Origin of the sequence: Collinsella sp. HCP3S3_D1 (assembly GCF_052064015.1) — a bacterium.
Lineage (GTDB): Bacteria > Actinomycetota > Coriobacteriia > Coriobacteriales > Coriobacteriaceae > Collinsella.
The window spans coordinates 74552-86810 of sequence record NZ_JBQHWK010000009.1; the positions used below are offsets into that span (position 1 = coordinate 74552).

At 58.7% G+C, this 12259-nt stretch carries 14 protein-coding genes; 3 read left to right on the forward strand and 11 right to left on the reverse strand.

Going from position 1 to position 12259, the window contains the following annotated elements; all coding sequences use genetic code 11:
• The first annotated feature begins 211 nt into the window (after positions 1-211).
• The 3 genes from ACTNDJ_RS04610 to ACTNDJ_RS04620 all read left to right on the forward strand — a co-directional run bounded on the left by ACTNDJ_RS04610 (position 212) and on the right by ACTNDJ_RS04620 (position 2768).
• Positions 212-1261 carry an anion permease gene (locus ACTNDJ_RS04610; RefSeq protein ID WP_441063186.1) on the forward strand — a complete coding sequence of 350 codons (1050 nt, stop codon included), beginning with the start codon at positions 212-214 and terminating at the stop codon, positions 1259-1261.
• 66 nt (positions 1262-1327) lie between these two features.
• Positions 1328-1951, forward strand: coding sequence for a DUF47 domain-containing protein (locus ACTNDJ_RS04615; RefSeq protein WP_427719219.1), 624 nt, complete (start codon positions 1328-1330; stop codon positions 1949-1951).
• Between the two features lie 286 nt (positions 1952-2237).
• A complete protein-coding gene (locus ACTNDJ_RS04620) occupies positions 2238-2768 on the forward strand; it encodes a nitroreductase family protein (protein WP_441063187.1) in 531 nt (176 codons plus the stop codon).
• Positions 2769-2933: 165 nt separating this feature from the next.
• Here ACTNDJ_RS04620 and ACTNDJ_RS04625 read toward each other — a convergent pair whose 3' ends face one another.
• From ACTNDJ_RS04625 to ftsZ, 11 genes are all read right to left on the reverse strand, one after another.
• The gene (locus ACTNDJ_RS04625) at positions 2934-3602 is read right to left on the reverse strand and encodes a DivIVA domain-containing protein (RefSeq protein ID WP_441063189.1); all 669 of its coding nucleotides are present in this window, start codon (positions 3600-3602) and stop codon (positions 2934-2936) included.
• Between the two features lie 62 nt (positions 3603-3664).
• Positions 3665-3952, reverse strand: a complete 288-nt coding sequence (locus ACTNDJ_RS04630) for a YggT family protein (protein ID WP_427727642.1) — start codon at positions 3950-3952, stop codon at positions 3665-3667.
• Positions 3953-3967: 15 nt separating this feature from the next.
• Positions 3968-4696: a cell division protein SepF gene (gene sepF, locus ACTNDJ_RS04635; protein ID WP_154515266.1), complete on the reverse strand. Its 729-nt coding sequence runs from the start codon at positions 4694-4696 to the stop codon at positions 3968-3970.
• Positions 4697-4756: 60 nt separating this feature from the next.
• A complete protein-coding gene (locus ACTNDJ_RS04640) occupies positions 4757-5494 on the reverse strand; it encodes a YggS family pyridoxal phosphate-dependent enzyme (protein ID WP_441063190.1) in 738 nt (245 codons plus the stop codon).
• A 120-nt stretch (positions 5495-5614) separates the two neighbouring features.
• On the reverse strand, positions 5615-6472 hold the full coding sequence (locus ACTNDJ_RS04645) for a phosphate signaling complex PhoU family protein (RefSeq protein ID WP_427719211.1): 858 nt from the start codon (positions 6470-6472) through the stop codon (positions 5615-5617).
• A 92-nt stretch (positions 6473-6564) separates the two neighbouring features.
• Positions 6565-7368, reverse strand: a complete 804-nt coding sequence (gene pstB / locus ACTNDJ_RS04650; RefSeq protein ID WP_089571588.1) for a phosphate ABC transporter ATP-binding protein PstB — start codon at positions 7366-7368, stop codon at positions 6565-6567.
• A gap of 12 nt (positions 7369-7380) precedes the next feature.
• Entirely contained in the window at positions 7381-8286 is a 906-nt protein-coding gene (gene pstA, locus ACTNDJ_RS04655; RefSeq protein WP_427727613.1) for a phosphate ABC transporter permease PstA, read from the reverse strand.
• 3 nt (positions 8287-8289) lie between these two features.
• Entirely contained in the window at positions 8290-9216 is a 927-nt protein-coding gene (gene pstC, locus ACTNDJ_RS04660) for a phosphate ABC transporter permease subunit PstC (protein WP_441033191.1), read from the reverse strand.
• Between the two features lies 1 nt (position 9217).
• Positions 9218-10054 carry a phosphate ABC transporter substrate-binding protein gene (locus ACTNDJ_RS04665; RefSeq protein ID WP_427795805.1) on the reverse strand — a complete coding sequence of 279 codons (837 nt, stop codon included), beginning with the start codon at positions 10052-10054 and terminating at the stop codon, positions 9218-9220.
• Complete coding sequence (locus ACTNDJ_RS04670) at positions 10051-10851, reverse strand: polyphenol oxidase family protein (RefSeq protein ID WP_441063191.1); 801 nt, start codon at positions 10849-10851, stop codon at positions 10051-10053. Before ACTNDJ_RS04670 ends, ACTNDJ_RS04665 begins: the two co-directional genes overlap by 4 nt.
• Positions 10852-11061: 210 nt before the next feature.
• The gene (ftsZ, locus tag ACTNDJ_RS04675; protein ID WP_427719199.1) at positions 11062-12213 is read right to left on the reverse strand and encodes a cell division protein FtsZ; all 1152 of its coding nucleotides are present in this window, start codon (positions 12211-12213) and stop codon (positions 11062-11064) included.
• Between the last annotated feature and the right edge of the window lie 46 nt (positions 12214-12259).

Sequence of the window (12259 nt, forward strand, 5' to 3'; positions counted from 1 at the left end):
GAACAGACTGTGGTTTTGGGGTGTCGGAGCGAGCGCACGTGTCCTCACGGCGTGTTAGCAAAAAGAACACCCGCGGTCAACAGGGCCAATATTCAATTTTAGTGCCAAAAAATTCACTTCTCCCGTCAGAACTCGGTAAAGAAACCCGCAGGAGGTGATACGATTTATCATGTTTTTGTAACGTTTCTGCAAACTTCGAGAAAGCCCATATATGGACGTAACGTTCTCAGCCTTCCTCGGCCAACTTGTTTCGAACCCAGTCCTTGCCGTCACCGTGTTCCTCGCGCTCGGCGCCATCTTCGTCAACGGATGGACCGACGCGCCCAACGCCATCGCGACCTGTGTCACCACGCGTTGCATGCCCGCCCGCGCCGCCATTCTCATGAGTGCCGCGTTCAACTTTTTGGGCGTGCTCATCATGACGCACTTTAATGCCAGCGTTGCCAACACCATCTCCCATATCGTCGACTTTGGCGGAAACAGCACCATGGCGCTCGCGTGCCTCTGCGCGGCCCTGTTCTCCATCGTCGTCTACGGCGCCACGGCATCGCGTTTTGGCATCCCCACCTCGCAGAGCCACAGCCTCATCGCCGGCCTGACCGGCGCTGCCATCGCCCTCGGCGGCGCCAGCAGCGTCAATGTCCACGAGTGGATGAAGGTCATCTACGGCCTGGCGCTCTCCATCGGTCTGGGCTTTGTCATGGGCTGGGCCCTGTGCAAGCTCGTCTCGATTCTTTTCGCTGCCGCCAACAGGCGACGTGCCAACGTCTTCTTTAAATATGCTCAGATCGCGAGCGCCGCGGCCATGAGCTTTATGCACGGCGCGCAGGATGGACAAAAGTTCATCGGCGTGCTCTTTTTAGGTGTCGCCTTTGCCAACGGACAGACCGGCGTCGGCGACGCCGGCATCCCCATCTGGATCATGCTGCTGTGCTCGGCCACCATGGGCATCGGCACCAGCGTGGGCGGTGAGCGTATCATCAAGTCCGTCGGCCAGAGCATGGTTAAACTCGAGAAGTATCAGGGCTTCTCTGCCGACCTGGCAGGAGCCGCAAACCTGCTGCTTGCCACGCTCACCGGTATCCCCGTGTCCTCCACGCACATCAAGACCTGCGCCATCATGGGCGTTGGCGCCGTCAAGCGCCTCTCGGCCATCAACTTCGGCGTGGTCAAGGACATGATGTTCACGTGGTTCTTCACCTTCCCCGCCTGTGGACTCATCAGCTTTGTCATGGCCAGGCTGTTCATGATGTTCCTCTAGTCAAACCGAACGTCCATCCGGACCGCATTACCTCGCCCACCCGTCTTCGCCCCGAAAGGATCACTCATGGCAAAGAAACCCGATTCGTTCTACTTTGACAACTACGTCGCCTGCGCCGACTTCGCCGTTCAGGCAGCCGAGCTGCTCACCAAGATTTTTGAGAACTTTGACCCCGCGCAGATCCACGACATGCTCGAGAAGATGCATGCGATTGAGCATGCAGCAGACAAGAAGCACCATGAGCTCGAAGACGCCCTGCTCACGGCCTTTATCACCCCGCTTGAGCGCGAGGACCTTAACCTAATGAGCTGCTCGCTCGATACCGTGCTCGACCGTATTGAGGGCGTCGTACAGCGCCTCTACTTCACCAACATCCAGAGCATCCACCCCGATGCCATCGTGATCGCCCACAAGGTGACCGACGCCTGCCGCGCCATGAAGGACCTGATGGTCGAGTTGCCCAACTACCGCAAGTCCAAAACGCTGCGCGAGCTCGTCATCCAGATCAACACCATCGAGTCCGAGGCCGACGAACTCTACATCAACGCCATGCGTAACCTGCACGTCAACGGCAAGGACCCGCTCGAGGTCATCGCCTGGCGTGACGTGTACGCCTTCTTGGAGTACTGCGCCGACTGCTGCGAGAATGTGGCCGATGTCGTGGATTCGATTGTCATGAAGAACAGTTAATTGGGGGTACGCGTCCCACCGGTCGCGGGCCCGACCACTGATAACCTTTTTTCACTCCGGCTGCAAGCAGAGTCGTTCAAAAGGTTATCAGTGGTCGGGCCCGCTCCCTTGTGTACCACCGTTGGAACTTTGGCTGATAGTTTTAGCGCAATGGGGGTTTGGCTGAAGGGACCTTTGGTACCCGCTCGGACACTTTGGCCCTTGGTGAGCGTTTGACTGATTGCTGCTTTGGGTACTCTTTGGGTTACTTTGGGTTTGTTTGAATTTTAATTGTTGGAGGGCTTGTATGTCGTATATGGATCTGGCTCGGTCTCGGTATTCTTGTCGTGAGTTTGAGGATCGTTCTGTTGAGCAGGCTATGGTGGATACCATTGTTGAGGCTGGGCGCATTGCTCCTTCTGCTTGCAATAATCATCCAACCCGCGTGATGGTGTTGGATACGCCTGAGCTTCTGGAAAAGGCAGCTGCTTGTCAGCCTCGGTTTGCTCGTGATGGGTCCATCTTTGGCGCTCCGCTCATCTTCCTCGTTTGCAGCGTTACCAACGATGCTTGGGTGCGTCCCTATGATCAGATGAACTCCAGCGCTATCGACACCTCGATTGTTTGCGATCAAATGATGATGGAGGCCGAGGAACAGGGCCTGGGAACGTGCTGGGTATGCCATTTTAAGCCCGAGCTAGCCCGCGAGCAGTTCAACCTGCCCGAGGGCGTTTATCCCTACCACATGCTCGTCTGCGGCTATCCCGCCGACCATATTGCCGACCCCGAGCATCGCGAGGCCCGCACCATTCCCCTATCCAATTTCCTCCTCAAGTAGTTTTTGGCCCATGCCCTAAAATCTACCTTTTACCGCTCAAACGTTCGCCGAGTTCTGCCCTATCGCACGCAGAGCTCGGCGTTTTGTTTCCCAACCCGTATACAGCTACAAAAAAGGAGCTCGCAAGCGCGAGCTCCTTTTAAGAGCTAGATTGTAGTTTTGGCGCTAGTCCAGGTCGTCCGCGGCAAAGTTGTCAATCGGGGCGAAGGGGTCGGCCACGGGGACAACCGGATCAGCGACAGGCAGCGGCTCGGCGGCAGGCATGGACACGGCAGGAGAAGCCGCGGAACCGACCGGCGTAGAAGCCAGCAGATCGGCCGGGAAGGAATTCTGAGCATCGTCCATAAAGTGCTGAATGAGCTTGAGATACTCGGCCTTGAACTCCTCGCGGGAAGCCTTCAGACGGTCAATCTCCTCGAGCTCGGCCTGCTTCTCGGTCAGGGCCTGACGGATGACCTCGCGGGCCTTGGCGTCGGCCTCGTTGCGGATGCGGTCAGCATTCTCGTTAGCGTCGTTGACAATCGCCTCGGCGGTCTGCTGAGCCGCAATGAGAGCGGCGGAAATCTGACGCTCCTGAGCGGAGAAATCGGGAGCGGGAGTGGCGACAGGGGCAGCCTGAGCGGCAGAATCCTGGGCCTGCGCAAGCTGAGCCTGCGTATCGGCAAGCTGCTGCTCGGTGGCGGTCAGGCGACCCTTAAGATCAACGATCTTGGCAAGCATAGCGTCGACCTCGGAGGACAGGGTCTCCAGGAAGACGTCGACCTCGGCGGGATCGTAGCCGCGCTTGGCCTCAGAGAAGGTCTGAGCCTGGATGTCAGCAGGGGTAATAGCCATAACAAGTTCTCCTTTATCATCGCCTTGGCGCTAAGCGCCCGACATAGGTTACTGAGCCAGTCCTATACGAGTATACCTATAAGTAGCTGCAGAATGAGCTTCTGCACCAACTGCAACGCAATAATCGCAACGACCGGCGAAAAATCGATACCGCCCATCGGCGGCATAAACCGGCGAAACAGGTTGAGCCAAGGGCCGCAAACGCTGTCGAGCACCGCCGCGATATCCTGTAGCAAACCACCCTGCTTCATGGGAATCCACGTCATAAAGCAGTAGACCACAATCAACGTGGAATAAAAATTAAACAGCGTGTTGACAAGCTGAACGATGGTGTAGATGTTGATGGGAATCTCCTCGCCTTGTCTTTACTTGAGATAGCCGTCGGCGCGAAGCTTCTTAAGATCCGAATCCTTGACCTCGCAGCCGGCGGGCAGCACCATAAACACGCGATCGCCCACTTCTTTGACCGAAGCGCCCAGGCCGCAGGCAAAGCCATAGCTAAAGTCCAGGACGCGTTTGGCGACCTCGGTGCGAACGCCCACAAAGATCAGCGCGACAGGCTGCTTGGTACGCACGCGGCGCACAACCGTCTCCACGTCGTCATAACTCTCCGGACGAAGAACGTAGGCCGGCAACTGAGGCGTGGCGTTGATGATATTGCTCGCATAGGCAGAGGCATCGCTCGGCGTTGAAGCAGGAGCGGGCACAGCGGCCGCGCGGACCCGAGCGTTCTCGGCGTAGCTTGACGGCGTGTCATAGGCGCCGGGACGATAACCGCCCGCAGCGGCATCCTGAGAGCGCGAAGGCGGATTGTACGTCGTAGCGTGACGGGAGTCGTCGCCGATCAGTTGACCGGAACGCGTGTACACAGCAACCGACTCAGCCTCTCCGCGGCGTGTCTGCCCCAGCAGTCCATTGCTCGGTTCATCTTGCGTGTAGAAGCCCTCGCCCGAAGCACCGCTGTAGCCGTTGTTCTGATAGCCGTCGTCATAGCCGTCATCGTAACCGTAGTCATCATCCTGGCCATAACCCTGGTCATAACCCTGCTGGCCGCCTAGGTGCATTTTATTTTTAATTTCGTCAAGGAAACCCATGGTTGTGTCCTCTCACGGTCTAATGCAGGCGCTCTGATAATCAGCGCGCACTTCAGGCTCTTATTTTACTTCAAACTCCGGGCTGAATACTACCCTGCCCAGGCGAACAAGCGTCGAGCCTTCCTCAAGGGCAGGCTCAAAGTCCTCGCTCATGCCACAAGATAGCTCAGGCAGACACAGATCGGGGTGTGCCGTCTCCAGCTCATCCCTCAACTCACGCAGCCCGGCAAAGGTGCGGCGCGCCACATCCTTATTCCCCCGGGGTGCCATGGTCATAAGCCCCTGCACACAAATTCCCTCAAGTTCCGCAAGCTCGCCAGCCGCGGCACGAACCTCATCGGGCGAAAAGCCGCCCTTGGACTCCTCCCCGCTTACATTGACCTCTATCAGCACCCGCTGGGGAGCAGAAAGCTCGCCCGCCTCAATCTTGCGGACGGCACGGCTCGAGATAGCCTGCGCCAAATGAAGCGACCCCACCGAATGAATCAGCTCGGCCGCACCCAGCACCGCATTGATCTTGTTGGTCTGAAGATTACCGATCATATCGAAGCGCACCTCGGGCAGCTCCGGATGCTCCGCCAACCCCGCAAGCTTGCGAACAAGCTCCTGCGGACGGTTCTCGGCAAAATGACGATACCCTGCCTGGATGGCGGCAACGGTCTCATCGACGCCAACGGTCTTGGAGACGGCAATCAGACGTGCGGCATCGTGAGAACGGCCCGCGTGATCGAGTGCGGCATAAAAGCGTTCGAGAATCTGCTCGCGGCGAGCGCGCATCACGTTCAAATAATTATCCATTGCCAATCGCCTCCGCAGACAGACGTACAAGTAGTCCCATGCTAACGCAAGAGCGCGGCCCTGCATGTGCAAGGCCGCGCTCACTTAGGTATTTACAATCTTTCGACGAACGGAGCTACCCTACTCCTCGTCATCCTCGGTATCGTCCTCGTCCTCGAGGTGCTCGAGCAGGTAGCGAAGACCCTCGCTCACCTCGTTAGCGGGCACCTTGGCAACAAAGCGCGCATCGACAGCGGGCCTCATGATGACGCCCTCGCCCGAAGGTACGCGCATGCTCTCGAGCTCATCCTCGTCCGTACGGGCGATATCGCCGGCGTTCATGCGCTGGCCGGTCAAAAGGAAGGTCAGACGGCAGGCGGCATCGATGGAAATCGAGGCGATGCGATCGAGGTAGCGCGAAACCATGATAGCGCGGCGCAGATCGTCATAATTGCTGTCGTCGTCCATAAACTCGCCCGCGTCCATGCGGTTGAAGGTACGGAAGAACTTCTCATAGGCCGCATGCACCGGCTCGTCCTCGACGGCCAAGTTGCAGATGATGGACATGTCGTTGGTGACGAGCGCGGAAAGCGACGAGCCCAGCACCTGGTATACGGCTTCGGCCTCGGCCTCAACCGTACCGACGAGCTCCTGGGGCAGCGAGATATCGGCCTTGACCATATGACGCGTGGCGCGGCAGATCTGGCGAACCTTATCGGTCATGCGCTGCAGGTTAAAGTCGACGTAGATGATTGTCTGCAGCAAGCGGAAGTCGGAGGCGACCGGCGACTGCGTAGCGATCAGGTTGTAGCACACGGCCTCCAGGTTGGCGCAGCGCGCGTCAATCGAAAGCGTGCGCTTCTTGGTCTTGGTGGCGAGCTTGCGGTCGTCGGTCACATAGGCCTTCACGGCGTCGTGAAGAGCCAGGTCTACAGCCTCGTAGATGCTCAACATCTCGTGACGAGCCTCGACGAGCTGACGGGAAAACAGTTTGCGCATGGTTCACTCCAATCAGTTGGGTGCGGTCATGCCGCCCGCACAGTGAATACGCACCGGACCAGGTCCGATCGGCTCGGGACTAGTCGCACCGATCAGCCAAAGCGGCCGGTGATATAGTCTTCCGTCCGCGAATCCACCGGGCTGGTGAAGATCGCGTCGGTTTGACCATACTCGATGAGCGTGGCGGGCTCGCCGGCAACCTCCTGCAAGAAGAAGGCGGTGTAGTCGCTAATGCGGGCTGCCTGCTGCATTGAATGTGTGACGATGATGATCGTCATCTCGGGCGCCAGCTCGGCCATCAGATCCTCGACCTTGGAGACGGACGTGGGGTCGATGGCGGAGCAGGGCTCGTCCATCAGAAGGACATCGGGCTGCACCGCGAGCACACGCGCGATGCACAGACGCTGCTGCTGACCACCCGAGAGCGCCAAACCATCCTTGTTGAGCTGATTGGATACCTCTTTCCAGAGGTTGGCGCGCTTGAGCGATTCTTCCACGATGTCATCGAGGTCGCTTTTGCTAGTCACGCCCTGCAGACGAGGGCCAAAAGCAACATTCTCGTAGATGGATTTAGGGAACGGGTTGGGCTGCTGAAAAATCATGCCCACGCGGCGGCGAAGGTCGACCGGGTCGACGCCCTCGGCATAGATATCGTTGCCGTCGAGCGTCATGGTGCCCTCGACGCGCGTGCCCTCGATAAGGTCGTTCATACGGTTGATACAGCGCAAAAACGTCGATTTGCCGCAGCCCGAAGGGCCGATAAACGAGGTAATGGCGTTTTTGGCGATGTTGAGGTCGAGCCCCGTCAGCGCATGAAAGTCACCGTACCAAAAGTTGAAATCCTTGGCCGTGATGGCCGCTTGCTCCAGCGTGGGAGCGGACTGATAGACGGACATGGGACTCCTTAACTAGCGGCGCTTGCGCGACAGATAACGCGCAAACAGGTTGAAGGCCAGAATAATCGCCATCAGCAAAAGCGCGGTGCCGTAGGCTGCGTTCATGTTGATGCCGTCATTGGCAAGCAGATAAAGGTGAACGGTCATGGGGCGACCGGAATCGAGCGGCGAAATAGGCAGGTTGATGGCCTGGCCCATGGTGTAGAGCACCACGGCGGTCTCGCCGATGGCGCGGCCGATGGCAAGTACGATGCCGGTGGCGATGCGGCCAAAAGCCGAAGGAAGCACGATCTTGGAGACGACCTGCCACTTGGTGGCACCCAGGCCATATGCGCCCCAACGGATATAGCGCGGAACGGCGCGGATTGCCTCCTCGGTGGTACGCATGACAATGGGCAGCATCAGAAGTGCGAGCGCCAGGGCGGCCGAAACCATCGAAAGACCCAGGCCCATGGCCTCGACAAACAAGGCGTAGCCAAAAAGGCCCATAACAATGGAGGGCACCGAGGCCAGGGCATCGGCAGCATAGCGAATGATGTCGACAACCTTGCCCTGCTTGGCATATTCAGCCAGATAGACCGCAGCCAAGACGGCAACCGGCGTGCAGATGAGCATGGCGAGCGCCGTCACGTAGACGGTCGAGACGATAGTGGGCCAAATGCCGCCCTCGGCGTTTACTCCCTGCGGCCAGCCAAAGATAAAGTCGAGCGAGATGTGCGGCAGACCGTTGATAACTACGTAGGCGATGATGGCGACCAGCACCAGCGTGGTGATATAGGCCGCGGCGCGAAACACGCCGAGCATAATCTTGTTGGACAGATCCTTGTTGATGCGGCCCTTCTTACCATGGGAAAGGGCACGCTTGATGCGTTCGCGCGACGAGGTCGTATCGACCGTCGTGTCAACGGAATCGGACATAGCCTACCCCCTCTTCTTCTTGGAAATCAGACGGACGATGCCCACCAATGCGGCGGAAATGATAAACAGGACCACGCCCATGCCAAACAGAGCCGAGCGGTGCAGGCCCGAGGAATAGCTCATGTCGAGCGCGATCTGGCTCGTGAGCGTCGAGATGGGGCTCGAGATGCTGTCCGGGATGACCGGAGCGTTGCCAACGACCATGAGCACGGCCATGGTCTCACCGATGGCACGACCCATGCCCAAGACAATCGCATCGACGATGCCCAACTTGGCTGCAGGCAGCACGACCTTGTAGATGGTCTGCCACTTGGTGGCACCCATGGCATAGGATGCCTCGCGAATGCCCATGGGAATGGAATTGAGGGCATCGATGGTGAGCGTGGTGATGGTGGGAACGATCATGATGGCGAGCACGAGCCACGCTGTCAGCGCACCAAAGCCAAGACCGCCGGTCAGCTGCGCGATAAACGGACGGATGATAACCATGCCAAAGAAACCGTAGATGATGGAGGGGATACCCGCCAGCAGGTCGACGGCGGGGCTGATGAGACTGCGCACGCGCTTGCCGGCGATCTCGACCAGATACACGGCCGTGCCCACACCCAGGGGCACACCCATGGCGAGCGCACCGACCGTCACCAGACCAGAGCCCGCCAGCAGCGACATGATGCCGTAGTGGCCCTCGGAGGGCGCCCACGTAAAGCTAAAGAAGTCCGCCAGACCGATGTCGGTAAAGACGGGCAACGCCGAGTACGTGGTAAAGACAAAAATCAGGATGACGGTAACGACCGCCAAGAACGCGCAAGCAAAGAAGATCCACTGCAGCGCCTTCTCTTTGAGATAGGTGCTGCGCGACACCAACGCCAACTCACGCTTTTTGGGCGCCTGAGCCTCTCGCTCAATCTGGGGGGTTTCCTGTGCTTCCATGCTACTCACTCCCCTTTCCGTCGTTGGTGACGGGAATAAAGCCCGCCTCGCGAATCTGCTTGTCCATCTTCTCCGACGTCACATAGTCAATGTAGTCCTGTGCACGCTGCGAAGGCGTACCCTTCACAAAGAAGTAAAGGTCGCGCGAGATGGGATAGCCGCCACTTGCGACCGTCTTCTCGGATGCCTCGACATGGTTGACCGAAACAGCCTTAACCGAAGTCTTAGCGTTGAGGCTCTCGACAAAACCCAGCGAGATGTAGCCAATGGCACCACGCGAACGGGATACGACATCGCGTACCTGGCCCGTGCCCGAAAGAACGGCAGAGCGACGATCGAACGGCGTGCCGTCCATCACGATGGTACGGAAGGCCTCGCGCGTACCGGACGCCTCATCGCGGTTAATAACCTGAATCTTCAGGTCCTCTCCGCCGACTTCCTTCCAGTTGGTAATCTTACCGGCGTATATGTCGCGAAGCTGCTCGGTCGAGAGGTTGTCGACCGGATTACCGTCGTTCACGATGACTGCGATGCCGTCGTGCGCGATTACAATCGGGGTCAGGCCCAGATCCTGCTCGTCGGCATTGAGGCCACGAGACGAGCTGGCGATGTCAGCCGTGCCGTTGCTGACGGCCTCGATACCGGCAGAAGAGCCAAGGCCAGAGACGAGCACGTCGGTGCCGGTCTCCTCCTTAAAGCCCTCGGCCGCAATCTCGGCAATGGGAAGGCAGGTGGTCGAGCCGGCCACGGTGATAGAAGACGTGGAAGATCCCGAGGAGCAGGCACACAGCGTAAGCGTGAGCACTGCCGCGCTTAGGACCGATGCGATCTTTCTCATAGCATCACGCCGATCGCAGCATGGCGCCCACAGGTGCCGCCCTCGTTGCGGTAGGAATAAAAGCGGTCGTTCTGACGAACGGTGGAGAGCTTGGTGTCCACAATGCCGTTCGCTTCGACGCCGGCGTCCATCAGCGCCTCGCGAATGGCGGCGGAAAGATCGAGCATACGAGAAGCGGCAGCATCGATGCACGCGAACTCGGAGGCAAAGCGGACCATAAGTTCTTGGGACACCTCGTACTCGTCACCCAGGATATGGGGCCCAATATAGGCAGAGATGTCGTCTGGCTTGCAGCCAGCCGCCTCGCAGAGCGCTTGGCACGCCTTGGCGGAAATGCGCGCAATCGTGCCCTTCCAGCCAGAATGCACCACGGCAAAGCCGCCGGGAGCCACCAGCACAACGGGAACACAATCGGCAAAGCAAAGCATCACGGGCACCTCATGCGCCGTGCAGACGAGGGCATCGCAGCCCTCGGCAATCTGCTCGCGAATGTTCTCGAGATCATCGGCGCCGTTCGAGGTCACCGTCACGACATTGTCACCGTGTACCTGATTGGGGACAAGCAGGTTGTGCTCGCACTCGACAATACCCATGGCCTCGAGTACGCGGCGACGATTTTCTTGAACGGCAAAGGGGTCATCGCCAACATGCGAGCCCAGATTGAGTGAGGAGTACGCATCTTCGGAAACACCGCCAGTGCGTTCGGTGAAGGCAAAGCGGACATCGTGCGTCGCGCCCTCTACCAACGTAACTCCATCATGGTCGACACGCGAAACGTTGTCCGCACGTGCTGCCATACTAAAGCCTCCTAATAACACGAGTATCGCGGCCAAGCCGCAGCAGTCCGTGCCATACGGCTGCCATACTTCTACAAAAGGATACCCGCAGCGGTAGGAACCAAACGTAAGGGGAACGTAAAGAGATTGGAGACTTTCGTTTACAAACGAGAAACAAAACGGGGTGCATCCAAATGGACACACCCCGTGCAGGTCGTTGAGAAAAACGAACTAGAAGCTACCACGCTTAAGGAAGTCGGGAAGCTCAAACTGGTCGTTACCAAAATTGGGAAGCTCCGTACCGCCGACATTGCGGGTCGGGGCAGACTGAGCCGAGCTTGCAGCGGGAGCGGTACGCTGAGGCTCGACAACGGAAGCCTTGCTCTGGGACTGCTGGGCAGCGAAGAGCTCGTCCTGACGGTTGACATTAGAGTCGGAGAAGCCCGTAGCGATAACGGTGATGCGCACCTGATCGCCCAGGGACTCGTCGACAACGGTACCAAAGATGATGTTGGCCTCGGGATCGACGGCGTTGGCGACAACGTCGGCAGCGTCGCTGATCTCTTGGATGCCCAGATCCTTGGAGCCGGCGATGGAGAGCAGGACGCGCGTAGCACCATCGATAGAGCTCTCGAGCAGCGGGCTGGAAATAGCCTGCTGGGCGGCGTCGACGGCACGGGTGTCCCCAGAAGAAGTACCGATACCCATCATGGCGGTGCCGGCCTGCTTCATGATGGTCTTAACATCAGCGAAGTCCAGGTTGATGATGCCCGGGACGGTGATGAGGTCGGTGATGCCCTGGGTACCCTGGGAAAGGACGCCATCGGCAATCGCGAAGGCCTCGAGCATGGTGGTCTTCTTCTCGGCGATGTCGAGCAGCTTGTCGTTAGGGATAACGATCATGGTGTCGACGCAATCGGAAAGGGTCTTAATGCCCTCTTCGGCGCTCTTCTTACGCTTGCGGCCCTCGAAGGTGAAGGGCTTGGTCACGACGGCGACGGTCAGCGCACCGACCTCGTTCATCGCGATATCGGCAACGATGGGAGCGGCGCCGGTGCCGGTGCCACCGCCCTCACCGCAGGTGATGAACACCATGTCGGCGCCAGCGAGCGCCTCGGCGATGTCATCGCGGGACTCATCGGCAGCCTTGCGACCAACCTCGGGGTTGGCGCCAGCGCCCAGGCCGCGGGTAAGGTCGGTGCCGATGTGGACCTTGATATCGGCATCAGAGATCGCGAGCGCCTGAGCATCGGTGTTGATGGCAACAAACTCGACGCCACGAATGCCCTCTTCGATCATTCGATTGACCGCGTTGGTACCGCCGCCGCCGACGCCGACCACCTTAATGACGGCAAGGTAGTTGTTGATCTCTGTCTCGTGCATGTCGGTCCTCCGAACAAAGGTTATAGCCATAGCATGGGTTGACCCC

Bases quoted from the DNA above. Each gene is read 5' to 3' on its own strand.
- ACTNDJ_RS04610 (WP_441063186.1), top strand. From the start codon at position 212: ATGGACGTAACGTTCTCAGCCTTCCTCGGCCAACTTGTTTCGAACCCA.
- ACTNDJ_RS04615 (WP_427719219.1), top strand. From the start codon at position 1,328: ATGGCAAAGAAACCCGATTCGTTCTACTTTGACAACTACGTCGCCTGC.
- ACTNDJ_RS04620 (WP_441063187.1), top strand. From the start codon at position 2,238: ATGTCGTATATGGATCTGGCTCGGTCTCGGTATTCTTGTCGTGAGTTT.
- ACTNDJ_RS04625 (WP_441063189.1), bottom strand. From the start codon at position 3,602: ATGGCTATTACCCCTGCTGACATCCAGGCTCAGACCTTCTCTGAGGCC.
- sepF (WP_154515266.1), bottom strand. From the start codon at position 4,696: ATGGGTTTCCTTGACGAAATTAAAAATAAAATGCACCTAGGCGGCCAG.
- ACTNDJ_RS04640 (WP_441063190.1), bottom strand. From the start codon at position 5,494: ATGGATAATTATTTGAACGTGATGCGCGCTCGCCGCGAGCAGATTCTC.
- ACTNDJ_RS04645 (WP_427719211.1), bottom strand. From the start codon at position 6,472: ATGCGCAAACTGTTTTCCCGTCAGCTCGTCGAGGCTCGTCACGAGATG.
- pstB (WP_089571588.1), bottom strand. From the start codon at position 7,368: ATGTCCGTCTATCAGTCCGCTCCCACGCTGGAGCAAGCGGCCATCACG.
- pstA (WP_427727613.1), bottom strand. From the start codon at position 8,286: ATGTCCGATTCCGTTGACACGACGGTCGATACGACCTCGTCGCGCGAA.
- pstC (WP_441033191.1), bottom strand. From the start codon at position 9,216: ATGGAAGCACAGGAAACCCCCCAGATTGAGCGAGAGGCTCAGGCGCCC.
- ACTNDJ_RS04665 (WP_427795805.1), bottom strand. From the start codon at position 10,054: ATGAGAAAGATCGCATCGGTCCTAAGCGCGGCAGTGCTCACGCTTACG.
- ACTNDJ_RS04670 (WP_441063191.1), bottom strand. From the start codon at position 10,851: ATGGCAGCACGTGCGGACAACGTTTCGCGTGTCGACCATGATGGAGTT.
- ftsZ (WP_427719199.1), bottom strand. From the start codon at position 12,213: ATGCACGAGACAGAGATCAACAACTACCTTGCCGTCATTAAGGTGGTC.